Source organism: Sorangiineae bacterium MSr12523 (assembly GCA_037157775.1).
Lineage (GTDB): Bacteria > Myxococcota_A > Polyangia > Polyangiales > Polyangiaceae > Pendulispora > Pendulispora brunnea.
In genome coordinates this window covers 6238552-6260251 of the sequence record CP089982.1, presented here as the reverse complement: position 1 = coordinate 6260251, position 21700 = coordinate 6238552, and the positions used below count along the sequence as shown (strand labels likewise).

General features: G+C 64.4%; 22 protein-coding genes. 9 read left to right on the top strand and 13 right to left on the bottom strand.

Going from position 1 to position 21700, the window contains the following annotated elements:
- Positions 1 to 65 precede the first annotated feature (65 nt).
- The 3 genes from LZC95_24110 to gspD all read left to right on the top strand — a co-directional run bounded on the left by LZC95_24110 (position 66) and on the right by gspD (position 5266).
- Positions 66 to 1595, top strand: coding sequence for a hypothetical protein (locus tag LZC95_24110; GenBank protein ID WXA99887.1), 1530 nt, complete (start codon positions 66 to 68; stop codon positions 1593 to 1595).
- Positions 1582 to 2682 (top strand): tetratricopeptide repeat protein, encoded by a 1101-nt coding sequence (locus tag LZC95_24105; protein ID WXA99886.1) that lies wholly within the window; start codon positions 1582 to 1584, stop codon positions 2680 to 2682. Before LZC95_24110 ends, LZC95_24105 begins: the two co-directional genes overlap by 14 nt.
- A gap of 319 nt (positions 2683 to 3001) precedes the next feature.
- Positions 3002 to 5266 carry a type II secretion system secretin GspD gene (gene gspD, locus LZC95_24100; protein WXA99885.1) on the top strand — a complete coding sequence of 755 codons (2265 nt, stop codon included), beginning with the start codon at positions 3002 to 3004 and terminating at the stop codon, positions 5264 to 5266.
- 137 nt (positions 5267 to 5403) lie between these two features.
- Here gspD and LZC95_24095 read toward each other — a convergent pair whose 3' ends face one another.
- Genes LZC95_24095 through LZC95_24070 form a run of 6 tightly spaced genes read right to left on the bottom strand, consistent with a single transcriptional unit; the run spans position 5404 to position 8374 of the window.
- Positions 5404 to 6177 (bottom strand): class I SAM-dependent methyltransferase, encoded by a 774-nt coding sequence (locus LZC95_24095; protein ID WXA99884.1) that lies wholly within the window; start codon positions 6175 to 6177, stop codon positions 5404 to 5406.
- A 27-nt stretch (positions 6178 to 6204) separates the two neighbouring features.
- A complete protein-coding gene (locus LZC95_24090) occupies positions 6205 to 6687 on the bottom strand; it encodes an SRPBCC domain-containing protein (GenBank protein ID WXA99883.1) in 483 nt (160 codons plus the stop codon).
- Positions 6684 to 7028: a metalloregulator ArsR/SmtB family transcription factor gene (locus tag LZC95_24085; GenBank protein WXA99882.1), complete on the bottom strand. Its 345-nt coding sequence runs from the start codon at positions 7026 to 7028 to the stop codon at positions 6684 to 6686. The genes LZC95_24090 and LZC95_24085 overlap by 4 nt, the downstream gene beginning before the upstream one ends.
- Entirely contained in the window at positions 7028 to 7477 is a 450-nt protein-coding gene (locus tag LZC95_24080) for an aminotransferase (GenBank protein ID WXA99881.1), read from the bottom strand. Before LZC95_24080 ends, LZC95_24085 begins: the two co-directional genes overlap by 1 nt.
- 55 nt (positions 7478 to 7532) lie before the next feature.
- The gene (locus LZC95_24075) at positions 7533 to 7796 is read right to left on the bottom strand and encodes a hypothetical protein (GenBank protein ID WXA99880.1); all 264 of its coding nucleotides are present in this window, start codon (positions 7794 to 7796) and stop codon (positions 7533 to 7535) included.
- A complete protein-coding gene (locus tag LZC95_24070) occupies positions 7793 to 8374 on the bottom strand; it encodes an RNA polymerase sigma factor (protein ID WXA99879.1) in 582 nt (193 codons plus the stop codon). Before LZC95_24070 ends, LZC95_24075 begins: the two co-directional genes overlap by 4 nt.
- Positions 8375 to 8482: 108 nt before the next feature.
- Between LZC95_24070 and LZC95_24065 the strand changes: the two genes are divergently transcribed.
- The 3 genes from LZC95_24065 to LZC95_24055 all read left to right on the top strand — a co-directional run bounded on the left by LZC95_24065 (position 8483) and on the right by LZC95_24055 (position 9660).
- Positions 8483 to 8860 (top strand): hypothetical protein, encoded by a 378-nt coding sequence (locus tag LZC95_24065; protein ID WXA99878.1) that lies wholly within the window; start codon positions 8483 to 8485, stop codon positions 8858 to 8860.
- A gap of 87 nt (positions 8861 to 8947) precedes the next feature.
- Entirely contained in the window at positions 8948 to 9211 is a 264-nt protein-coding gene (locus LZC95_24060; protein ID WXA99877.1) for a hypothetical protein, read from the top strand.
- Entirely contained in the window at positions 9208 to 9660 is a 453-nt protein-coding gene (locus LZC95_24055) for a type II toxin-antitoxin system VapC family toxin (protein ID WXA99876.1), read from the top strand. Before LZC95_24060 ends, LZC95_24055 begins: the two co-directional genes overlap by 4 nt.
- Positions 9661 to 9666: 6 nt before the next feature.
- Here the strand turns inward: LZC95_24055 and LZC95_24050 are convergent, their stop codons facing one another.
- From LZC95_24050 to LZC95_24020, 7 genes are all read right to left on the bottom strand, one after another.
- Positions 9667 to 10575, bottom strand: a complete 909-nt coding sequence (locus tag LZC95_24050) for an MBL fold metallo-hydrolase (protein ID WXA99875.1) — start codon at positions 10573 to 10575, stop codon at positions 9667 to 9669.
- 66 nt (positions 10576 to 10641) lie between these two features.
- Positions 10642 to 11448 carry a hypothetical protein gene (locus tag LZC95_24045; GenBank protein ID WXA99874.1) on the bottom strand — a complete coding sequence of 269 codons (807 nt, stop codon included), beginning with the start codon at positions 11446 to 11448 and terminating at the stop codon, positions 10642 to 10644.
- An 11-nt stretch (positions 11449 to 11459) separates the two neighbouring features.
- The gene (locus LZC95_24040; protein ID WXA99873.1) at positions 11460 to 11708 is read right to left on the bottom strand and encodes a hypothetical protein; all 249 of its coding nucleotides are present in this window, start codon (positions 11706 to 11708) and stop codon (positions 11460 to 11462) included.
- A 15-nt stretch (positions 11709 to 11723) separates the two neighbouring features.
- Positions 11724 to 14861, bottom strand: a complete 3138-nt coding sequence (locus LZC95_24035; protein WXB00217.1) for a CusA/CzcA family heavy metal efflux RND transporter — start codon at positions 14859 to 14861, stop codon at positions 11724 to 11726.
- Positions 14861 to 16027, bottom strand: a complete 1167-nt coding sequence (locus LZC95_24030) for an efflux RND transporter periplasmic adaptor subunit (GenBank protein WXA99872.1) — start codon at positions 16025 to 16027, stop codon at positions 14861 to 14863. The genes LZC95_24035 and LZC95_24030 overlap by 1 nt, the downstream gene beginning before the upstream one ends.
- Positions 16024 to 17343, bottom strand: coding sequence for a TolC family protein (locus tag LZC95_24025; protein WXA99871.1), 1320 nt, complete (start codon positions 17341 to 17343; stop codon positions 16024 to 16026). Before LZC95_24025 ends, LZC95_24030 begins: the two co-directional genes overlap by 4 nt.
- Positions 17344 to 17458: 115 nt before the next feature.
- Entirely contained in the window at positions 17459 to 17857 is a 399-nt protein-coding gene (locus tag LZC95_24020) for a hypothetical protein (protein WXA99870.1), read from the bottom strand.
- A 175-nt stretch (positions 17858 to 18032) separates the two neighbouring features.
- Here LZC95_24020 and LZC95_24015 point away from each other — a divergent pair, with 175 nt between their 5' ends.
- From LZC95_24015 to LZC95_24005, 3 genes are read left to right on the top strand one after another with little or no spacing between them, the layout of a single operon-like run.
- Entirely contained in the window at positions 18033 to 19058 is a 1026-nt protein-coding gene (locus tag LZC95_24015) for a substrate-binding domain-containing protein (GenBank protein WXA99869.1), read from the top strand.
- A 37-nt stretch (positions 19059 to 19095) separates the two neighbouring features.
- Entirely contained in the window at positions 19096 to 20679 is a 1584-nt protein-coding gene (locus LZC95_24010) for a sugar ABC transporter ATP-binding protein (protein WXA99868.1), read from the top strand.
- Complete coding sequence (locus LZC95_24005) at positions 20676 to 21695, top strand: ABC transporter permease (GenBank protein ID WXA99867.1); 1020 nt, start codon at positions 20676 to 20678, stop codon at positions 21693 to 21695. The genes LZC95_24010 and LZC95_24005 overlap by 4 nt, the downstream gene beginning before the upstream one ends.
- The last annotated feature ends 5 nt before the right edge of the window (positions 21696 to 21700 follow it).

Genomic DNA, 21700 nt, shown 5'->3' with positions numbered 1-21700 from the left:
ACGTGAGCTCGGCGTACACAATGAGGATGACCATCATCGTTCGACCAGGGCTTATAAACCGATCCATGAAAAGCCTTCATCTATCGACGATCGCGCTGCTTTCGTTCGCAGGCGCAGGTTGGATGGCAGCATGTTCCACCGACCATCCGGGGCAAGACGCCACGCAGGATACGGAGCAGCAACTGAGCGATACCGAGCTAGATACCGCGGCGGGAGCATGCCGCGGGCCGCGACCGCCGGTGGCGTCGGGCAAATTGGCGTTCTCGTCGGGCCTCGCGAATTACGATGCCGCGTACACGAAGGCGCTCGGCGTCATTACCGCCGATGTGAAGAATGGCGTTTTCATCGCCGGCCAAAATTGGGATCAAGTATGGACGCGCGACACGTCCTACTCGATCGATCTGGGGGCCGGCCTGCTTTACCCGGACGTGGCGAAAAAGACGCTCGAGGGCATGACCGAAGACGATGCCGCGGGCAAAGTCTGGATTCAGGACAAGGCCGGCCACTTCGGCGGATGGCCCAACTTGAGCGACGCCATCGTGGGCGCGCAGGGCGCATGGTCGCTCTACCTCACTACGGGGGATCAGCCGCTTCTCGCGTGGAGTTATGGCATTACGGTCAATTCGCTCCGGCGCGCAGAACGCGACGTGTTCAAGCCCGACTCGGGCCTCTTCGGCGGGTGCTCGAGCTTCATGGAATCGAACAGCGGGTATCCGAAGAAATACGAAAATACGAAAACGCTTTTGGCGCAGACCAAAGCGCTCAGTACGAATCTGCTTTACTACCGCGGATACGTCGTGGCCGCGAAAATGGCCAAGCTCCTGAACAAGCCCGCCGACGTGGCCGAGTTCGAGGCCAAAGCGGAGGCCTTGAAGAAGGCCATCAACGACCACCTCTGGATGCCCGAAAAGGGTTATTACGCGTATTTCGAAGACGAGAATGGCGTCAAAGAGGAAAAGATGGAGGGAACGGGTGAGTCGTTCGCCATCCTCTGGGGCGTGGCCGACGCGGCGAAGACGCGGAGCATCCTGCGAAAGACGTACGTCACGCAATGGGGCATCCCGAGCCTGTGGCCGCAGTACCCGGAATGGATGAATTACGACGCGGGTGACGCGGATTATTACCACAACGGCATGGTGTGGCCGTTCGTTCAAGGCTATTGGGGCTGGGCGGCGACGCAGTCCAAGAACGTGCCGCGCTTTCAATACGAGTTCGACCGCATTCGCGCGCTCTCCGAGAAGAATGCGACGTTCCAAGAGTTCTACACGCCCGAAAACGGCAATCCCGATGGCTCGCCGCGGCAGCTCTGGAGCGCCTCCGGGTACCTCTCCATGGTTTACCACGGCATCTTCGGCATGACCTTCGACCCGACGGGGGTCAGCTTCGCGCCCGTGGTTCCGCCGGCCTTTCACCAGTCGACGTTGGACAACATTCCGTATCGAGGCATGACCCTTCACGCGAGCGTGACCGGCAACGGCACCCGCGTGGCCAGATTCTCCGTTGACGGCGTGGAACAGGCCGATCGCCGCATCCCGGCCAACCTCACTGGTACCCACCGCGTCGATATTGTAATGACGCAATGTGGACAGAACTAAGCTCCTCCTTTCCTCCCTCCTCGCGTCCGCGCTCTCGCTTGCGGCGTGCTCGCACAACGATCGCCCCGTTCCTTCTCCTTCGGGAGCAGGTCCGGGGTGCGGGGGCGTAGCCGCCGCCCTGTCACGCGCTCAACGCGGTCGCGGTGAGTTCGATCTCGCCGAACGCACCTTGAGCGCGGCCGAAGCCACCGCGCAGGCCTCGGGCGATCGCGTGGGGCTGGGCGACATCGCCGCTGCGAAGGTTTGGCTCCTGGCCGATCGCGCCTTCTATGGCGCGGTCGATCCCGTTGCGGCGCGCAAGACCATCGAGGACGCCAAGCGCGTGACACGCGAAAGCGGAAATCGCGCCGCCCAAGCCACCGTCATCGACGCGGCCGCGTTTTACGATTACCGCGACATCCTCTTCAACGGCGGCAGCTACGCCAAGGTTCGCAACGAGTTCCAGCAAGCCCTCACCGCCTACCAGGCGTTGGGCGATCTCTCCGGCGAGGCCATGAGCCTTTTTCACATCGGCCTGACCTACGAGCAGGAAGGTCGCAAGGAGGAGGCGCGCCCCTACTACCAGCGCTCCGCGGCCTCGGCCGAGCGCGCCGACGATCCTGCCACTTTGTCCTTTCCGGTGCGCCACCTGGGCTTCCTCTATGCGGAGGAAGGCAAGCTGGACGAGGCCCTGCGCCACCAGCGCCGCTGCTTGTTCCTGCGCATCCGGGCCGGGCTGACCCTCAACGTGCCCTATGCCTACATCGCAGTGGGCGATGCCGAATTTGCAAAAGGCGACCCCGGCCGGGCGCGCACGTATTTCAATGACGCGCTGGACCTGGCGCACGAGCAGCACTCCGATTCGGTGACCCTCGAGGCCCATAAATCCTTGGGCAAAGTCGACGAGCGCGAGAGTCGCAAAGACGCTGCCGCACGGCATTATCAGGAAGCTCTCAGCATCGCCGACAAGTTGAAGAGAAATGCCGATGTCAAAGAGGTTTGTGAAAGCCTGACGCGGGTTTATCAGCAATTGGGCGACCGCGATAAAGCGCAGTTCTACGGACAGCGCGCACGCGAGGCGGACCACGCCATCAAGGCAAAAAATTAGTCCGTAGTTCCCGGTCTACTGCCATCGTGGCAAGTGACCGCCAAGTTGGAATAGCGCGCCTCGCCAGGAGGTCTTCGACCAAAATGATTCACGAAGGGCGCGTTTCAACAACACGTACCGGTCTCGCACCTTCGTGGTGCGAGAACCGCGGCAGCGGGACGAAACCGGCGGGACCGGCGCGATGTGCGGTTTAGGAAGAAAGGATCGCCACTACGCCTGGCGATCCTTGCACGAAGCACGGGCTAGGGCGCCGGCCCCGCCGGGCTTGTCCCGCTGCCGCTGCTCGACTGCGACCCATTCGCTAGACCGCGACAAGCCATTGAAAGTTACGTTACGTCGCGAGGTCTTCCTCGCAGGCGCGTCCCTTTGTGTTGGCCTCTCGTCGCTGTTGGCCTTTCCTCGTTCGGTGTTCGCGGCCGACCCACCATTCAAACCGGAGCTGCAGGTCAAACCGGTCGGTCCCAACGAGAAGATCAACTTTCAGCTGGTGGACGCGGAGATCTCCGAGCTCGTCCGCGTCGTGGGGGGATTTACCGGCAAGCGCTTCGTCATTGCCAACAACAAGGTGAAATCGATTCGAGCCACCATTGTGGCGGCCCAGCCCATTACGGCGGCCGAGGCCTACCAGGCCTTTCTCTCCGTGCTTCAGGCCAATGGCCTCACGGTGCTGGAGCGTGGGACCTATTATCAAATCGTCGAATCGAAGGATGTCGAGCGGCAGAACACCGCGGTGGTGCCGAACGATTCGCTGCCCGCCGAGGATCGGTACGTGACGCAGGTGCTGCGGCTGAAGAGCGTGCGCGCGGAGGACGTGGCCGAGCAAGTGCTGTCGAAGTTCCAAAGTCGCGATGGTTCCATCGTGCCGTATGCGCCGGGCAACCTGCTCATCATGACCGACACTGGCTCGAACCTGCGGCGCATGATGCGGCTCCTCGAGGACATCGACGTGCCCAATGCCTCCGAGGACAAGCTGTATTTCGAGCCGATTCATTATGCATCGGCGGCCGACGTGGAGAAAAAGCTGACCGAGATCTTCGATTTGAAGAAGAAGGACGTTCCCACCAACGACGGCCTTCACATCACCAAGGTGATTGCCATCGATCGGCCGAATGCCCTGGCCATCGTGGCCACCCCCGAGTCGTACAAGCGGCTTTTGGGCATCGTGCGCATCATGGATCAGCCCCTGAGCAACGAGGGGCAGATCAATGTGGTGCCGCTGCAGCACGTGGATGCGAAGAAGATCGTGCAGTCGCTCAACGAGGCGGTGAACGGTGCGGCGCCGGCGGGCGGTGGTGCGCCTGCGCCGGGGGGAGGTGGTGGCGGGGGCGGTGCGCCGAAGGCGGCGCTGAGCGTGCTGGAGTCGGCGGTGAAAATCAGTGCGGACGAATCGACCAATTCGATCCTCGTGACATCGTCACCGCGCGATTTCGCATCGATTAAAATGGTTATCGAAAAGCTGGATCGACCGAAGCGGCAAGTCTACATCGAGGCCGTGGTCATGGAGGTTTCGGCCAGCAGCGGCTTCAATTTCGGTGTGGCCTGGCACGGCGGCAACATCACCGACAATGGCAGCTTGCTCTACGGAGGATTTCAGGCCAGCAAATCGGCGCTGCCGCCCGACGCGTCGTCGCTTCAGGCCTTTGCGTTGGGCGTTCGCACCCCGGAGATTCCGCTGCCGTTCAGCATTCCTACGGGTACGGGCTCGAGCATCAACTCCATTCCGGGCCTGGGAATGCTCATCACGGCCGCGGCGAGTACGAAGGGAACCGATATTCTTTCCACGCCGAGCATCGTGGCGAGCGACAACACCGCGGCCGAGCTCAAGGTGCAGATCAACACGCCGTTGAATCCGAATGCGCCGCCGCCTTCGGTCATCGCGGGCGGCACGACGTTTCCAGGCACGAGCACGAACGCGAATTTGCAGAAGATTGGACCGCGCATCAAAATCACGCCCCACCTCAACGACTCGGACGAAATACGGCTCGATGTCGACGAGCAGATCAGCGACATCACCGAGCGTCCGACCACGACGTACGGTTCCGTCATTTTCGTCGAGCGTTCGGCCACCACGACGCTCACCGTGAAGGACGAGGAGACGGTGGTCATCGCCGGGCTGATGAGGAACAACGTGACCAAGTCGGTGGACAAGGTACCCATCCTGGGCGACATCCCCGTTCTCGGAGCCCTCTTTCGCAACACGGTGGAAAGCAACGAGAAGAGCAACCTGGTGCTCGTGCTCACGCCGCACATCATGCGCGACAAGGCGGACCGCGTTCGCATCTTCGAGAAAAAGATGGAAGAGCGTCAGGCGATGATCGACCATGCATCCCTGTTCGGCGCCCAAGCGTGGGAGCCGCCGAAAAACTACGCGCACTCGCGCGGCCTCGTGAGCGAAATCCGCAAGGCCTACGGCGAGACCGCCAACAAGGCGGCCCTGGAGCGGCAGCGCAACCAGCGCGAGATGAAGACCCACGAGCCACGCGAGCCCGTGGATATGCCCACCCCCATTCAAACCTGGGGCGTACCCGACTCCTCGTCATCCAAGCCTCCCGCTGGAAGACCCGCTCCCAACGTTGAGCGCTAGAGAGAATTCACATGAAGGCGGGAAGGCGGGAAGGACTTACGGCACAGAGCGCGCGGGGCGCTTTTTTGGGTTTCCTTTTGGTCCATTGGCCCGAGTGGAACCCAAAAAACTCCCCGCCTCCCTGTGAACTCTCTTTCTTAGATCCGGCGGGCGATGGCGAAGAGGCCTGTGTCGTCGTTGGAGCCGGGGCCGTCGGGGGAGATGTGCCGGTCGAAGTGCTCGCACTCGTCGACGAACGCCTCGAATGCGCCGCTGTCGCCCGATGCTACGAGCTCCTGGACGTATGCGTTTCCGCAGAGGTGCGCGAGGGAACCCATGCCGGAGGCGCGCTCGACGTGGAGGCCGTTGTTCTCGATGAAGCGTCGTAGCTCGCTCGCCGTGAAGGCCCGGATACCGTCGCGCGATTTCCCGTCGCGCCGGCGGGATGTCGCCACCCAGGCCTTGTGTGCGGCCGACACGATCAACGTGCGGCGGGTCACGCGGCAGCTTTCACGGAGGACGCGGTCGGCCTCGGGGCCGGAGCCCGAGAGAGGGCCATCCATGTTGAGCACCACGTCGAACGAGCGATCCGCGAATGCGGAAAGGTCTGCCGCGTTTCCTTCGATGAAGCGGATGCTGCCGCTGCCCCGGATGGGCGACGCCTCCACCTTGCCGCGCGCGATGTCCAGCATCGCCGGCGAGATGTCCACGTGGGTGACCTCGAAGCCGCGGCGGGCGAGGGGAATCGAGAACGCACCGGTGGCGCCTCCCACGTCGAGGATGGTTCGCACCCCGCGCGCGGGATCGGTACACCGGTCGATTTCACGCCACCGCAGCGAGCGGTTCACCGAAGGCGATTTGGTCCATTCTTCTTCCCCCGCTGCATGTTCGTCCCACTCACGCCGGATCGCGTCGAAATCGATGGCTGCCATGCCCAGAGGATAGAGACGGCCCGGTGCCTAGGCCAGAGGCGGCTGCGCTTTATTTGCAACATGGTTGCGATAAGCCATGGCCAGCTCACCCCACCAGCGGCCCATCATGTCGGTGAAGGCCTGATCCAGCAGGCCATGGCGCGCCGGATGATCCGGCCGCAGCTTGCTGAAGCCGCGGTGCTCGAGCATCACCTGCGTGCCGTCGTTCATGCCCTCGAAGCGCACCTCGACCTCGGTGATTTCATCCACGGCGAAGTTGGTCCCGCGCCACTCGAAGACCAGGCGGGCGCCCGGCTCCCAGACGAGGACGCGGCCCACCTCGAATTCGCCGCCCGAAGCCAATGTTTCCACCAGCCGGCCGCCCTCGAAGCGCAGCGTGCCTTGGCCGCCGAAGCGGAATCGTCGGCCGCGTTTCCACCACTGGTCGATCTCCTCGGTGAAGATCGCGAAGGCCTCCGTTGGCTCGACGGCGACGAAGGTCGTGACCCGGGCGCGATCGGGAAGGTTCATGAGCGCTTTTTTCTCCGTTCGGCGTGGGCTTTGAAGGCATCGAGTTGGCCTGTCCAGAACGTCTCCACCTCGTCGAGCCAATCGCGCAATCGCGCAAACGGCTCGGGCCGAAGGCGGTAGACGCGCACGCGTGCGTCGTCCGGGAGCTCGTCCTCTTCGACCAGGCCCGTTTTGCGGAGCACGCGAAGGTGGCGGCTCATCGCCGGTGCACTCATGTCGAACGCCGCGGCGAGCTCCCCCGCGCGCTGCGGCCTTTGGCGGAGCAGATCCACGACGCCGCGGCGCGTGGGATCGGCCAGCGCAGCGAGCGTGCGATCCAGATCGACGGCCGCCGCGGTCATCAGGCGGTCTGCTTCTTCGAGGTGCTCATGCGCTGCGCGAACCACCAGTGATGGCCTTCGCAATCCACCGCCGCATAGCCGCGATCCACCCAGTGCTCGTCGCCGTAGTTCTTCGTCTCCAGTTCGGCCACGATCTTCGCGCCCGCAGCCTTGGCGCGCGCGTAATGCGCCTCGATGTCGGCCACGTAGATGAAGAGCGATTGCGTGTTCGCGCCATCGATCGAGCGCGGGCTCTTGCGCCCGTCGGTCCCGCGCGCTGTGGAGCCCACCATGATGAGCCCCTCTTCGTACTCGAGCTCCGAGTGCACGATGCTGCCGTCGTCCCCCTCGACCTTGAGGCGGGTGACGAAGCCAAAAGCGCGGCCGAGCCAATCGATGGCGGCGGGCGCATCGTCATAGAAAAGAGCGGACGAAATGCGGGGCCACCCCGCAGGCACTTCGCTGGACATGGTTCACCTCATCGTTAACAGGATGAGAAATAGTTAACGACGTGGTGAACTATTGTCAATTCCCGAGATACACCCGCCCCATGCTGGCAATCGAGTTCGCCGCGTACGCCGCGCCCATGAGCAGCAGCAAGAGAGGCAACACCGTGCGCGTCCACACCGCCACCAGCACATCGCCGTCGCGCATCTCCGTCGACGGTGCGCCGGATTCGAGAAAGGCAATGCGGGCCTTCCGCCGCACGGATGCCGACATCATCGGCGGCAGAGGAACCTCGGGCAGCTTCTTCAACTCTTTGTCTACGCCACCGTCATGCTCGCTCATGTTCGCTCCTCCAGTCGTTCCGCGAGGGCAGCGCGTGCCCGGGAGAGTCGCTTGCGGACCGCTTCGCTCTGCAAATCGAGAATCTTGCCCACCTGCTCCGTGGAGAGGCCTTCGACGACCACGAGAAGCAGCACCTCGCGATGGATCGGGGCGAGCGTTTCGAGCGCGTGTTCCACCCGCTCTGTCTCTTGACGCGTCACCGCCGCCCGCTCGGGCCCCACGACGGGGGTCGACGGCTCCTTGCCGAACCACTCGCGCCGCATCCGATCGACGAAGGCCCACCGCCGGTGGCTTAGGTACCGGTTGCGCGCCACGGTGAAAATCCACGCCGCAAAATCCGTGTCCTCTTGCAGGTGCGCCGCATGCTTCGCCACCGCGAGCCACGTGTCCTGGAAGAGATCCTCGGCCACGTGCGCGCCCCCCAGCCGCACCAGAAAGCGCCACAGCCGCGTGTGGTAGCGCCGGTAGAGCTCATCGAAGGCATGCGCCTCGCGCCGCCGGAGCGCGGCCACGAGCGCCACGTCCGTGGCCGCATCCGCGGGCGGAGTTTCGGTCAGGACCATCTGCAAGAGCGCCATGTTTCTCTTCGAGAACGCCTCCACCGGCGGGGCGTGACCAACTTTTTTTCCAGCCCCGGCCGGTCACGCCTCTCCGTCTCCCGAGTTTACGTCTTCGAGGAGAACACGATGATCGATTTCTTTCGCGAGGGAGGATGGGGCATGTGGACCATTCTCGTATTTGGCATGGTCACTTTGGGCGCGGCGCTTCGCTTCGCCTACTCACCCGGCCGCAAGACGCTGCCGTTCATCATCACGATGTCCATCACCGTCCTCGCCACCACGGCCCATGCGACGTGGAGCGATCTCGCCGCCGTCTTTGCCACGTTGGCTCGATTCATCGAGGAAGGCAAAGGTGCCGACGAGCTCCGCATGATCCTCTACGAAGGACTCAAGGAGTGCACGCGTCCGGGCTGCTTCGCCGGCTTGTTCCTGACCTTGTCATGGCTCCTGGTCTCCGTCGGCATGCTCCGTCAGCCTGCCGACGCACCCTCGTCCAACCCATGAACGCAAGGCCCGTCGCCGAAGTCGCCACCGCTTCCCAAATCCGCTCAGCATCTTGACGTACAGATCGCAAAGCATCAAGATGCTTGCATGCGCACCACCTTGACGCTCGAGCCAGATGTTGCCCGACTGATCGAGGAGGAGATGCATCGCCAGAGAAAACCCTTCAAGATCGTGGTCAATGAAGCCATCCGTCGTGGGCTGGTACCTCGGTTGGGATCGAAGCGCCGCGAACCCTATCGGGTGACTCCCCATGAGGGAAAGCTCATGCCCGGCATCGACCCGGCGGGGCTCAACAAATTGGCCGACGAGTTCGAGGACGAAGCGCTCATCGCGAAGATGCGACGCTCGTGATCATTCCGGATATCAACTTGCTGCTGTATGCCAATTTCTCGGCGTATCCGGATCACGTTCGCGCACGTAGTTGGTGGGAGGAGCTGCTCAACGGCGACGAGGACGTCGCAATTCCGGGACCGACCTTGTTCGGTTTCGTGCGTCTCGCGACCAATCGAAAATTGTTCGATCCCCCAATGTCCGTCGAGCTGGCGCTCACGACGGTCGAGGGGTGGTTGGCTCGGCCCAACGTTCGATTCCTATTGCCTGGCCCGCGCCATCTGGAGATCGCGTTCGACCTGCTTCGGCGGTCGGGGGCTTCAGGTAACCTCACCACGGACACTCAATTGGCAGCGATGGCCATCGAGTATCAGGCCGAAATGCATTCGAACGATCAAGACTTCGGGCGATTCTCCCAGCTTCGATGGGTCAATCCGCTCGCTCAGGCGGCGCGTACCTCGAAGCCGTGATCGTCCTTAGAGGGGGCGGGTTTCGCCGATGGGGAAGATCCAGAGGCGGTTTGGGTCGTGGTCGCGGTCTTTCCAATAGGTGCGGAGGCGCTCGGGGGGCTCGGTCATGGGTTCGTCGGTGAGGCGGAAGGTGCCCCAGTGCATCGCCACGAGGATGCGCGCTTGGAGGATTTCCCATGCGCGGCCCGCTTCTTCGGGGCCCATGTGCTGCGCTTGCATGAACCACGCGGGCTCGTAGGCGCCGATGGGCAAGAGGGCATAGTCGATCGAGGGGAAGCGCGCGGCGATGCGCGAGAAGACCTCCTCGCTGAATGCCGTGTCGCCCGCGTGGTAGGCGGTGGCTTGGGGCGCTTGGTAGATGAAGCCGCCCCACAAGCGCCGGTTGCGATCCCACGGAAAGCGGATCGACCAATGTTGCGCAGGCACCAACGTGATGGCCACGTCACCCTCGATGTGCGTCTCCCACCAATCGAGCTCCACGATCCGCGTGAGCCCTGCGCGCTGCAGCACCGGGCCGACGTCCTTCGGCACCACGTAGAGCGCGGACGGCCCGATCCTTCGCAACGTCGGAATATCCAAATGGTCGTAGTGCGAATGCGACACAGTGACGATGTCCGGCGTGGGCACACTTTCCAACGCCACACCGGGCGGGCACGTGCGCTTGATGGGCCCCACACGCGGTGACCAAATTGGATCGGTGGCAATCAGCTTGCCGCCGAGGCGCATCAACCACGTCGCATGACCGACCCACGTCAAGGTGGGCTCCGCGCTCGCAATGCGCGTCCCATCGTTGGCGACCTGCGGCGGGACGAAACCCTGCTCCGCGCGAGGCCGGCTGAAATGCCATTTGAGAGCGTCACCCAGGCCCTTGTCGGGCGTCGTCCCGTCGAGATTCTTGTAGAGCGGCACGTCCATGATTTAAGCGCGCCCCTTGACACTGTCCAGGAGCCGGCTCGGCCGCTTAACCTATCTTCACACCCGTCAACCCGAGAGCGAAGCCACACGCCGCTGGGCAATGCCGGACGAGAGCACGTAAAGGCATCCGTAGGTGCGGCACACCTCGAGCAGGGTCCTCTTTATCCCGGGATCCACGGTCACCATGCTCATGATGGCGTCGGCGCAGTCGTAGCCGAGCCATCCGAGAAACCCCACGGCCATCAACGCCCACGGCCACGCGAGCGACCCGCCGCGCAGCGCGATCGCCGTCGGCAGCACCGGCGCGATCATGCATAGCGAGACGATGTCGCCGACGCCCGAGGCGATGAACACCAACGCCGCGCGGTTGCCCGCCATGGCATCGCGCACGTGAACCACGAGCGAGCCCGCCGCAATGAACAGCGCGAGCACTCCCATGGTCACATAGGTACGGAAGCGATTGCGCCCCGTGTCGGGCAGCTCGGCCACGCTCCATGCACGCCCGAACCGCCATGCACTGAGCACACCGAAGAAGTTCGCCGTCCCCGCGAACGCCGGCCGCACCAGATCGATGTTGGTCAGCTCGTTGAGCCCCGGCAAGAACGTGCAGTCGCGCACCAGCAAGAATGAAAAGCACGCGGCGTTGAACAGCCATGCGCCGCGCAGGTAGTCGCCCTTCTCGAAGCCCGCCGCGGCGAAGAGACAACCGCTCAGTGCGAGCACCTTCACGCATTCTTGACCCACGCGAAACAATGCAGGCTGCGCGGAGGTCGGAAGGACGACCACCAAGAGCACCAGGACGATGCTCCAAACGACCGGAAAGATTGCCAGCTGCCAAAGGCGCACGTCGGATACGGCTTTCGAGGTGCCCATGGCGTGCGCGCTCATAGCCCCAGTTCTTTGCCGATTTGACCGAGGAGCACTTCCGCGTACGCGCGCCCCACGAAGGTGCGAAGCATGGGGCGCAGCGCAGCTTGCAACTGAGGGACGTCCTCGAGCTTGAGCGTTTCCGGACCCCGGCCTAGCGCCTTGATCGTGAACGTCTTCACGGCCACGCGGCTAGTGTTCGGGCCGAGATACGCGGAGAGTTTCTCCGCGATGCGCTCGGCGATGGGGTTGCCCAGGGGATCCATCCGAATGGGAGCCTATCACTCCCCAGGGTACGGTGCCTTTCGGCCCTTTGCGGCAAAAAAAGTGTAAATGACCGGAAGAACGAACAGGGTCAGGAGGGTAGCCGTCATGAGCCCCCCGATGACCACCGTGGCCAAGGGGCGCTGGACTTCGGCCCCGGGTTGGGTCGACAGCGCCATGGGCAAAAAGCCCAGCGAAGCCACCAGCGCCGTCATGAGCACCGGCCTTAGGCGTTCTTCGGCCGCTTCCTGAATTGCCGGTTTCGGGCCCCTGGTCATTTGCGTGTCCAGGTGTTGCGCAAAGGACACGAGCACCAGCCCGTTCAAAACGGCGACCCCGAACAGGGCGATGAAGCCGATGCCGGCGGAAATGGAGAAGGGGATGTCCCGTGCCCATAGCAAAACGACGCCGCCTACCACCGCAAATGGCACGTTGAGAAAGATCACGAGGCCGAGCCTGACCGAACGGAACGCGAGCCATAGAAGGAAGAGGATGAGCGCCAGGGCCAGTGGCACGACCACCGCGAGACGGCCTTTTGCCTCCTGATAGTGCAGGAATTGCCCGCCCCACTCGGTGCGGTAGCCCGTAGGAAGCGTCACCTCGCGTGCGACGCGCTGCTGTGCATCGCGCACGACCGAGAGCAGATCGCGCCCGCGCACATTGAACTCCACGCCGATGCGGCGAGACTGATTCGCGCGGTTGATGGCCGCGGGACCGTCGACGAAGCCGAGATCGGCCACGTCGCCCAACGGAACGATCTGCCCACTGACCGATCGAAGGGGAAGCGCCCGGAAGGCTTCCAGGTTGATGCTCGCTTCGTCGGCGAGCGCGAGCTGCGTCTTCACCACGATGCCAAAGCGGCGCTCGCCTTCGAGGACGTTGCCCACGTGATGCCCAACCGCCATCGTCTCGGCGGCCTGGTTGATATCGTCCACCGTGAGGCCGTAACGCGCGAGTTTTGCGCGGTCGGGCTCGATACGCAGGTACTTGAGCCCGGCGGTTTGCTCCACGCGCACATCCACCGCGCCATCGACCTTTCGAATGGCGGCCGCGGCCCGTTCCGCGAGGCGGCGGAGCTCGTCGAGATCGCGCCCATACACGAGCAGCGCCACGTCGGAGCGAAAGCCCGCGACGAGCTCGTTGGTGCGCATTTGAATCGGCTGCGAGATGGCGCCGGCGATCTCGGGCACATCGGCCGTCATCCGCTCCTCGAGCTCGCGCGCGATGTCCTCCTTGGTGACACCGCGCCGCCACGCTTCGCGCGGTTTCAGTCCGATGTACACGTCGGATTGCTCGATGCCCATCGGATCGGTGGCCACCTCCGGCGAACCGGTGCGCGTGACCACGTGATCGATCTCGGGGATCTCGCGGGCGACCCGTTCGAGGCGCATGGCCGTTGCATTCGACTCGCGCAGGGCGATGCCGGGGAGCCTTCGTGCCTCGACGAGCAGATCCCCCTCGTCGAGCTGCGGCACGAACTCCGCGCCGACGCGCGTGCCCAGGCCAATGGCGGCCACGAGCCCGACGACGGCGATGCCGATGGTCCGCCAACGATGCCGCATGCACGCTTGCAGCGCGGGCACGTAGCGCTCGTGGATCTTGCGCACGATCCAGGTCTCGCCCTTTTCGGGGGGCAGCGGCCGCACGAAGAAGCTCGCCAGGACCGGCACCAATGTGAGCGAAAAGAGGAAGGCCCCGAGCAGTGCAAGCAGCACGGTGATGGCCATCGGCCGAAAGAGTTTTCCCTCGATGGAGGTGAGGGTCAAAATCGGCAGATAGACGATGGCGATGATGGTCTCGCCGAAGACGCTCGCCGAGCGCACTTCGAGCGTCGCCTCCTCGACGATGTCGCGCCGCTCGTCCGGGGAGAGGGCGCGTGCGAGGTCGCGCTGGCGATCGGTGAGCCGGCGCACGGCATTTTCGACGATGATGACCGCGCCGTCGACGATGAGGCCAAAGTCGATGGCCCCGAGGCTCATCAAATTGCCCGAGAGCCCCAGCGCATTCATCGCAATGATGGCAAAGAGCAGCGCCAGCGGGATGGTGACGGCGACGACCAGGCCCGAGCGCACGTCGCCGAGGATCAAGAAGAGCACCACGATGACCAGCGCCGCACCTTCGGCGAGGTTCTTTCCCACCGTCTTGATGGTGCGCTCGACCAAGGTGGAGCGATCGTAAAACGCCTCGATGCGCGTGCCCGGGGGCAGCGAAGGCTGGATGGCGGCGAGCTTTTCCTTCACCGCCTCGGTCACCGTGCGCGAGTTCTCGCCGAGGAGCATCAAGGCCACGCCGATGACCACCTCGCCCTGGCCATTCATGGTGGCCGCCCCCCGCCGCAAGCGCGCGCCGAATTGCACATCGGCCACGGTGGCGATGGTGATGGGCACCCCTTGCGGCGTCGAACCGATGACCACGCGTCCGAGGTCGTCGAGGTTTTTCACCAGGCCACGGGTGCCGATGACGAATTGCTCGCGGTCGTGTTCGATGTAGCCGCCGCCCGCGTTGGCGTTGGACTTCTCCAGCGCAGACACCACCTGCGCAATGGAGACGCCGGCGGCCTGGAGGCGCTTGGGGTCGAGCTTGATTTGATATTGCCGATCCTCGCCGCCGAAGCTGTTCACCTCGACGACGCCGGGCACGATGCGCAGCTGCGGGGCAATCTGCCAATCGAGGATCTCTTCGAGCTCCATGAGCGAGAGGCGCTCGTTGCGCACCGTGAATTGGTAAATCTCGCCCAGGCCCGAGGTAATGGGCCCCATTTCGGGCTTTCCATAGCGCTCGGGGACGGCATCTTGGGCCTCGCGCAGGCGTTCGCCGACTTGCTGCCGCGCAAAGTAGATATCCGTGCCGTCGCGAAAAACGACGGTCACGACGGAGAGGCCGTACTTCGAAATGGATCGAATTTCGGTGGTGCGCGGCATGCCGGCCATGGCGCGTTCCACGGGCACGCTGATGTACTGCTCCACCTCGACGGGCGCGAGGGCAGGGGCGGAGGTGATGACTTGCACCTGCACATTGGTGACGTCGGGCACGGCGTCGATGGGCAGGTTGAACGCGGAATGGATTCCGGCGGCGACCAGAAGCACCGTGGCCATGAGGACGATGGCGCGGTTCCGGAGCGAAAAGCGTACGACGGCGGAGAGGAACGCGAGCATCACTCGGCCTCGTCCAAGGTACGGCGCAGAATGGCGCTCTTCAGGGTGAAGGCGCCTTTGACGACCACGGGCTCGCCCTCGCGCAGGCCGGAGATGATTTCCACGTCACCGAGCACGGTGTCGCCGAGAACGACCTCGTGCAGCTCGAAGTCGCCATCGGCTTCGCGCACGAAGACGATTTTCTTTTCGAAGGCGTCGATGACCGCGGAGCGGGGCACCACGAGGGCCGGCTTGCGCGGCGCGGACGTGATGATTTCGACCTTCGCGATGCCAAAGAGGCCGATGCGAAGCCGGTCCTCCTCGTTGGCGATGCGAACGCGCGCCGTGAGCGTGCGCGCTACTGGGTCGATTTCCCGGCCGATGTAATCGAGTTTGCCGGGCAGCGGCTGCTCGGGAAACGCATTGAGGCGCACCTCGGTGGGCGCGCCCGTGCGCAGGCGGCCGAGGTCCTTTTCGAAGACGCGGCCGAGGAACCACGCCTCGGAGAGATCGGCGATGGTGGCGATGGTTTGATCCGTGTTGACGGGCTGGCCGACGAACGCGTCGCGCCGGGTGACGATGCCCGCAATGGGCGCGCGCAGGACGAGCCGCGAGCTGACCGCGTCGCCGGGCGAGCCCATGGCGCGCACCAGCTCACCGGCGGCCTTGGCCTGTGCATCGAGGGCATCGGCTTCGGCCTTGGCCGAGCGCACCTCTTGGTCCGCCGCGAGCCCGCGCGAGGAGAGCTCGGTCAAGCGATCCGCGTTCACCTTCGCGGCTTGGGCACGCGCAACGCTGGCTGCGAGATCGGCCTTCGCGCGCGCGAAGTCGGGGACGCGCACGGCGGCCAGCACATCGCCGCGCTTGACGGTGCTGCCCTCGCGGAAGTTCACCTGCTCGAGGCGGCCGGCCACGGGCGAGGCAATCTTCGCGACGCGATCGGGATCGGCGCTCACCTCGCCGGGAAGCTCGAGAACATTCGCGAGGACCTTGCGCGCCGCCGGCTCGGTTTCGATTTTCGCATCCGCGATGGCGCGCGCGGTGAGCTTGACCCGCTTGGGGAATTCCTGGTGTCCGGGTTCGTCGGAGTGCTCTTCCGCGGCTTTTTCTTCGGGGGCGGGGCCCGGCTTCGACTTGGAACAGGCCGCGAGCGCCAACGCGACGAGAACGATGGCGGCTCGTTTCATCGCGCACCTCCTTCGAGTGTGCCGAGTGTGCCCGTGACCCGCGCGAGCTCCACCGACGCGAGGCATAGCTTGCGTCGAGCCTCCACGTAACCGAAGAGCAAATCGATCAGCGAGCGTTGCATCACCAGGGCATCGCGCAGCGCGAGTTTGCGCGTCGCGAGCTCGTCGGCGATGGCCTCCAGCGCACCTTCGGCTTTGCGCACCGCCTCGGGATCGAAGCGATCCACGGCGTCCTTGCGTCGCGCGAAGGCTTCCGCCGCCTGCACTACGCGGAGCCTCGTTTCACGCCGCAGCCGCTCGGCCTCGGCCTCCGCGCGCTCAGCGAGCGCGTTGGCCTCTTCTATTTCGCCGGCGTTGTTTCGGGCGAGCGGAATCGGAAAGGACAAACCGATGCCCACCGCGCGCTCCTGGATCCAATCGCGCCGCGCGAAGATCGACACCGTGGGATTCGGCACGCGCGAGCGTCGCAGCGCCCGTGCGCGCGCCTCCTCGGCACGGCGCTCGGCCATGGCCGCGTCGATTTCCGGCGTGCGCACGACCGCGCCATCCGCACGCACGCCACGCATGCGTAGAGCCGCCTCGGGGATGGCCATCGGCGTGAGCGTACCCTCTGCATCCGGCCGTTGCGCCACCGGATCGAGCCCCACCGCGACGGCAAGCGCAGCCTGCGTCTCCGCAAGCCGCTGATCGACCTCGAGCGCGAGCGTCGTCAGCTGCACCGCCTCCGATTCCGCGAGCACCGCATCCACCGGCGCCGAAAGACCTATTTGGGCGCGGGCGGTCGCGTAGCCTTTGAGCGCCTGCGCAAGATCCGTGAGCCGCCGGGCGATGCGCTGCCCTTCGGCGGCGGCCAATGCATCGAAATAATTTGCAAGCGCCGCGGCCACCACATCGCGCCGTGCCACCAACACGCGGCTTCGCGCCATCTTCTGCTCGGCCTCCGCCGCATCGATGCGCGCCCCGCGCTGGCCGGCGATCTCCAGCTCCTGCGACAGCGTGGCGCTGTAAAGCGTATTCGCTTCGTTCGCGACCGGATCCGTCGGCATGCCCAAGGTCAGCCCCAGCGTGGGATTCGAGGGCAGGGCCACGCCCGCCGCCGTTCGCCGGCCATCCGCGGCGCGCGCACCTTTCTCCTCCGCGCGCACCGCCATGCTGCTCGCAACCGCGCACCGCATCACGTAATCGCGGCTCAGTCTCGTGAGTCTCGTGCCACTCGTTACGTCTCTACAATCGACATTCTCCGCACGCGCCTCGCGCGCCAATACCAGCGACGCCGCAGCCCACGCCGCGGCGGCGAATTGTTTCCAATGTTTCATTAAAGTGACCTCTGTCGACGCGGCTCTGCCGCGCAGTCATCGCCCAAGCAACATTCGAATAGCGGGGCCGGCCCCTAAACGACGCGGACAGGCCCAGTCCCGCTTTGCGGGACGGTCACGAAAGCCGGGGCGGACGGTATATGGAGCGCTCTGGCGCAGCCGGTGGCGCGGTCGCTTCATGTGGCGGCGCAACGCCATCATTAACGTCAGGCAAGGTGTCCAGCGCCGTCGCGTCCGTGCGCGGGAGAGGCGGGACACCCGCATGCGGGCAATGGCACGCCGGACAACCGGCAGGACAATCGCAGCCGCCGCGCTCGTCCCCATCGCAATCGCCGCATGCATCGGCGTTTGCTTCGCCGGAGACGATCTCAGCTAGCACCGGCAGCGCGCCCGACATCGGCAGCGCCCCCGCGAACACGAGCACCCGCGCGAGCGCGAAGAAGAGCAGCGCCGCCCACTTGCGTGTGGGGTGCCTCCTTCGTGCCGATCGGGTTTGCGCGGTTCTGTGTTGCACGAGCGCGCAGCCTAGCACGTCGTGCGCATGACGCATCGCTTCACGACCGCGCATACGAGGGGAGAAAGAAATACCCCTGATTCGTTTTTCTCCCCCGACCCGGGCAAGTCTCTTACGATGCGCTGCTTTGTATATGTTCTGCTTCTCACGTCGAGGAGCTGGAGGAGCGTCGCTCATGAAACGAAGTTTCGCCCTGTGTCTCTCACTCTGCTGTGCGAGCTTTGCCCTCGTTGCATGCAAGTCTGGAAAGGAAACCCCGACGGAGAATGCGGCCGCCGCACAGGCCCAGCCGGCCAAATCGGGTAAGCGCACCATTGCGTATATTCAGAAACAGGGAGACCAACAGTACTTCGTCGACCAGGCGGCGGGCGCCCAAGCGGAGGCCGCCAAGCTGGGTGTCGAGCTCAAAGTCTCCAATGTGGCGCTCGATTCCAATTTGGCTGTCAGCACCCTCGAGACGATGATTGCCCAAAAGGTGGATGGAATTGCCATCGTCGTTCCTGACCAATTAATCGGTCCGCAAGTCATCGATCGCGCCAAGCAAGCAGGCATTCCACTCGTCGCCTCCGACGACGGCATCGCCGATGCGCAAAAGAACCCCGCGCCCTTCGTCGGCTTCGACGGCACCGCGATGGGAACCGAAGTTGGAACCAAGGCCGGTCAGCTTTACAAGGCATCCGGTTGGAAGGCATCCGACACGCGCATCATCAGTGCATCGAAGCAAGATCTCAGCGTTTGCCAAGACCGCGTCAATGGCGCGAAAAAGGCATTCCTCGAGGCCTCCGGCGAGTCCGGCGTCAAAGTCATCGACCTGGGCACGCAGAACACGCCGACGGATGCGCAAGACAAGACAGCCGGCGTCATGACGGCCAACCGCGGCGTCAAACACTGGGTCGTCTGGGGCTGCAACGACGAGAACGTCAGCGGCGTCGTCACAGCTCTCCAGAACGGAAACGTCGACCAGAAGGACATCATTGGCGTGGGCCTCGGCGCCTATCTCGCATGCAAAGATTGGAAGGCCGGCAAAACAACGGGCATGAAGGCCGCCCTCTTCATCGACGGCCACGACGTTGGCGCCGCCGCCGTGAAGGTGCTTGCCGACTCGATCCAAAACAAGACCCCGCTTCCCCCGAAGACGATCGCCAAAACGCACATGGTGGATTCGACGAATTGGGAGCAAGCGGGAGTAAAGTGCATGTGACCGTCAAACATCCGATGTGATAAGACGGTGGGTGCCCATGACCACCGCGTTGCAGCTATCGGGGGTGAGCAAGGGATTTGCCGGGGTACAGGCCCTCTCGGACGTGAGCATCGAATGCCAAGCTGGCGAGGTGCTCGCGTTGATGGGGGAAAACGGAGCCGGCAAATCCACGTTGCTCAAAGTCCTCAGTGGTGACCACCAGCCCGACACCGGGCGCATCGTCGTCGGCGGAACACCTCGAGTGTTTCGCACGCCGGCCGAAGCGCACAAAGCCGGTGTGCGGGTCATCTACCAAGAGCCCGAGATCATTCCGCACGTATCGGTCGCGGAAAACGTCTACGTGGGCGCCTTGCCGCATCGATTCCATTGGTTCGATCGCAAAGGCCTCATCAAACGTTTTCGCGCGGACCTGGATCGATTCGGCTTCACCGGAATGCTCGACGCGGAGATGTTGGGCAATCAATTGTCCGCCGCGCATCGGCAGCTCGTGGAGATTCTGCGCGCGCTGGTCGGCGACGTGCGCATCATCGCCTTCGACGAGCCCACCTCCTCGTTATCGGGGGAGGAGACGGACGTTCTCTTCGCCCTGATCGATCGGCTGCGCCAGAGCGGTGTGGCCATCATCTACGTCTCGCACCGCATGCAAGAGATCATGCGCATCGCGGATCGCGTCGCGGTGTTGCGCGATGGGCGCTACGTGGGGGACCGCAAGGTGCGCGAAAAGCCGGGTGCACCGGCCACGTTGAGTGAAGACGATGTCGTGCGCATGATGGTCGGGCGCGATCTCTCGGCGATGTACGTGCGCGAGACGCACGAGCCGGGGCACGTCGTCCTATCACTCGACAAGGTCACCAACGAAGACGTGCACGGCGTGAGCTTCGAGGTGCGCGCGGGTGAAATCGTGGGGCTCGCGGGCCTCGTGGGCGCAGGCCGCACCGAGCTTGCGCACGCCATCTTTGGCGACACGCCGATCCAATCGGGGCGCATCCTTTGGGATGGCGATGGAGAAGGCAAACTGCGCGAGCTTCACCTGCGCAGCCCGCGCGATGCCATCCGGGCGGGCATCGGCCTGGCGCCCGAGGAGCGAAAGACACAGGCGCTCTTGCTCCGCCGCTCCGTGCGCGACAATACGTCGTTGGCCGTGCTCGAGCACCTGCGGCGGTTCCGCTTCATCCGCGGAGATGCCGAGCGCGATCTGGTGCGCAAGTACGTGAGCCAGCTGCGCGTGCGCACGCCGTCGCTGGAGAGGGAGGTGCGCACCTTGTCCGGCGGCAACCAGCAGAAGGTGGTGCTCGCCCGGTGGCTTGCGCGCAGACCCAAGCTACTCATTTTAGACGAGCCCACCCGCGGCGTGGACGTCGGCGTCAAAGCCGAGATTTACGCCATCATCGCGGACCTCGCGCGCGAGGGCATTGCGGTGCTGGTCATCTCGTCCGACCTGCCCGAGGTCATCGGCCTCTCGGATCGCATCGTGGTGATGCATTGCGGTCACGTGACCGGCCAACTCACACGCGCCGAAGCCACCGAGGAACGAATCATGGCCCTCGCCATGGCGGGCTACCTCCAGCAAGCCCCAGACAAAGCGTCGAAAACCGAGCAGATCATGGAAGGTGCACAGTGACTCAATCCGCGGCCGAGGCCATCCACGTGCAAGACGAACGATCGCTGCCGCGTCGCGTGCTCGACGCCGTGGGCGCGCAGAACCTGAGTTTGCTCATGGCGCTCGCCGCCGTGGTGACGATCATCGGCGTGCAGGACGCGAACTTCTTCTCGCCGAGCAACATGCTGGCCATCGGCACCGCCGTGGCCATCGCCGGGTTGCTCGCCGCCGTGCAGACCGTCGTGGTCATCTTGGGCGCGCTCGACATTTCCGTCGGGTCCATGACCGGCTTCGCCTCGGTCATCTGTGCGATGGTGTTCACCGCCACGGGCAGCGCCTCGCTCGGCGTGGTCGCGGCGCTGGGCATCGGCCTGTTCTGCGGCTTGATCAACGGCGCCACCATCGTCTACGGCCGGGTGAACCCGGTCATCGCCACCTTGGCGACATTGGCGACCTTCAAGGGCCTCGCGCAGCTCGTCTCGGGCGGCCGCGCCCAGGGCTACACCGGCGGGGACGACTTCTTCATCTTCCTCGCGCGCGGCAGCATCGCGGCCATTCCGACGCTCATCTGGGTGCTCGTGCTCATCGGCGCCGGACTTCACGTGCTCCTCAAGTACACGGACGTCGGGCGCAACATCTACGCCGTGGGCGGCAACGACGTGGCCGCGCGCCTCGCCGGTATCGCGATCAACAAGTACGTGATTGGCGCCTACGCGCTCTCCGGGGCCATCGCCGCCATTGCCGGCGTGCTCCTCACCGCGCGCACCGGATCGGGCCAGCCGGTCTCCGGTAGCGAGGGCCTCGAGCTCGAGTCCATCACCGCCGCGGCGCTCGGTGGCTGTGACTTGCGCGGAGGGAAGGGAGCCATCCCGAGCACCTTGCTTGCCATTTTGCTGCTCGGTGTTCTGAGCAACGGCATGACCGTCCTCGGCGTGAACCCGTTCTGGCAGAACGTCGCCAAGGGAGCGCTCCTCGCCATCGCTGTCATCATCCAACAAAAGCGCAGCGGCGAACGCGCCGTCGGCCTGCCTCGTTAGAGAGA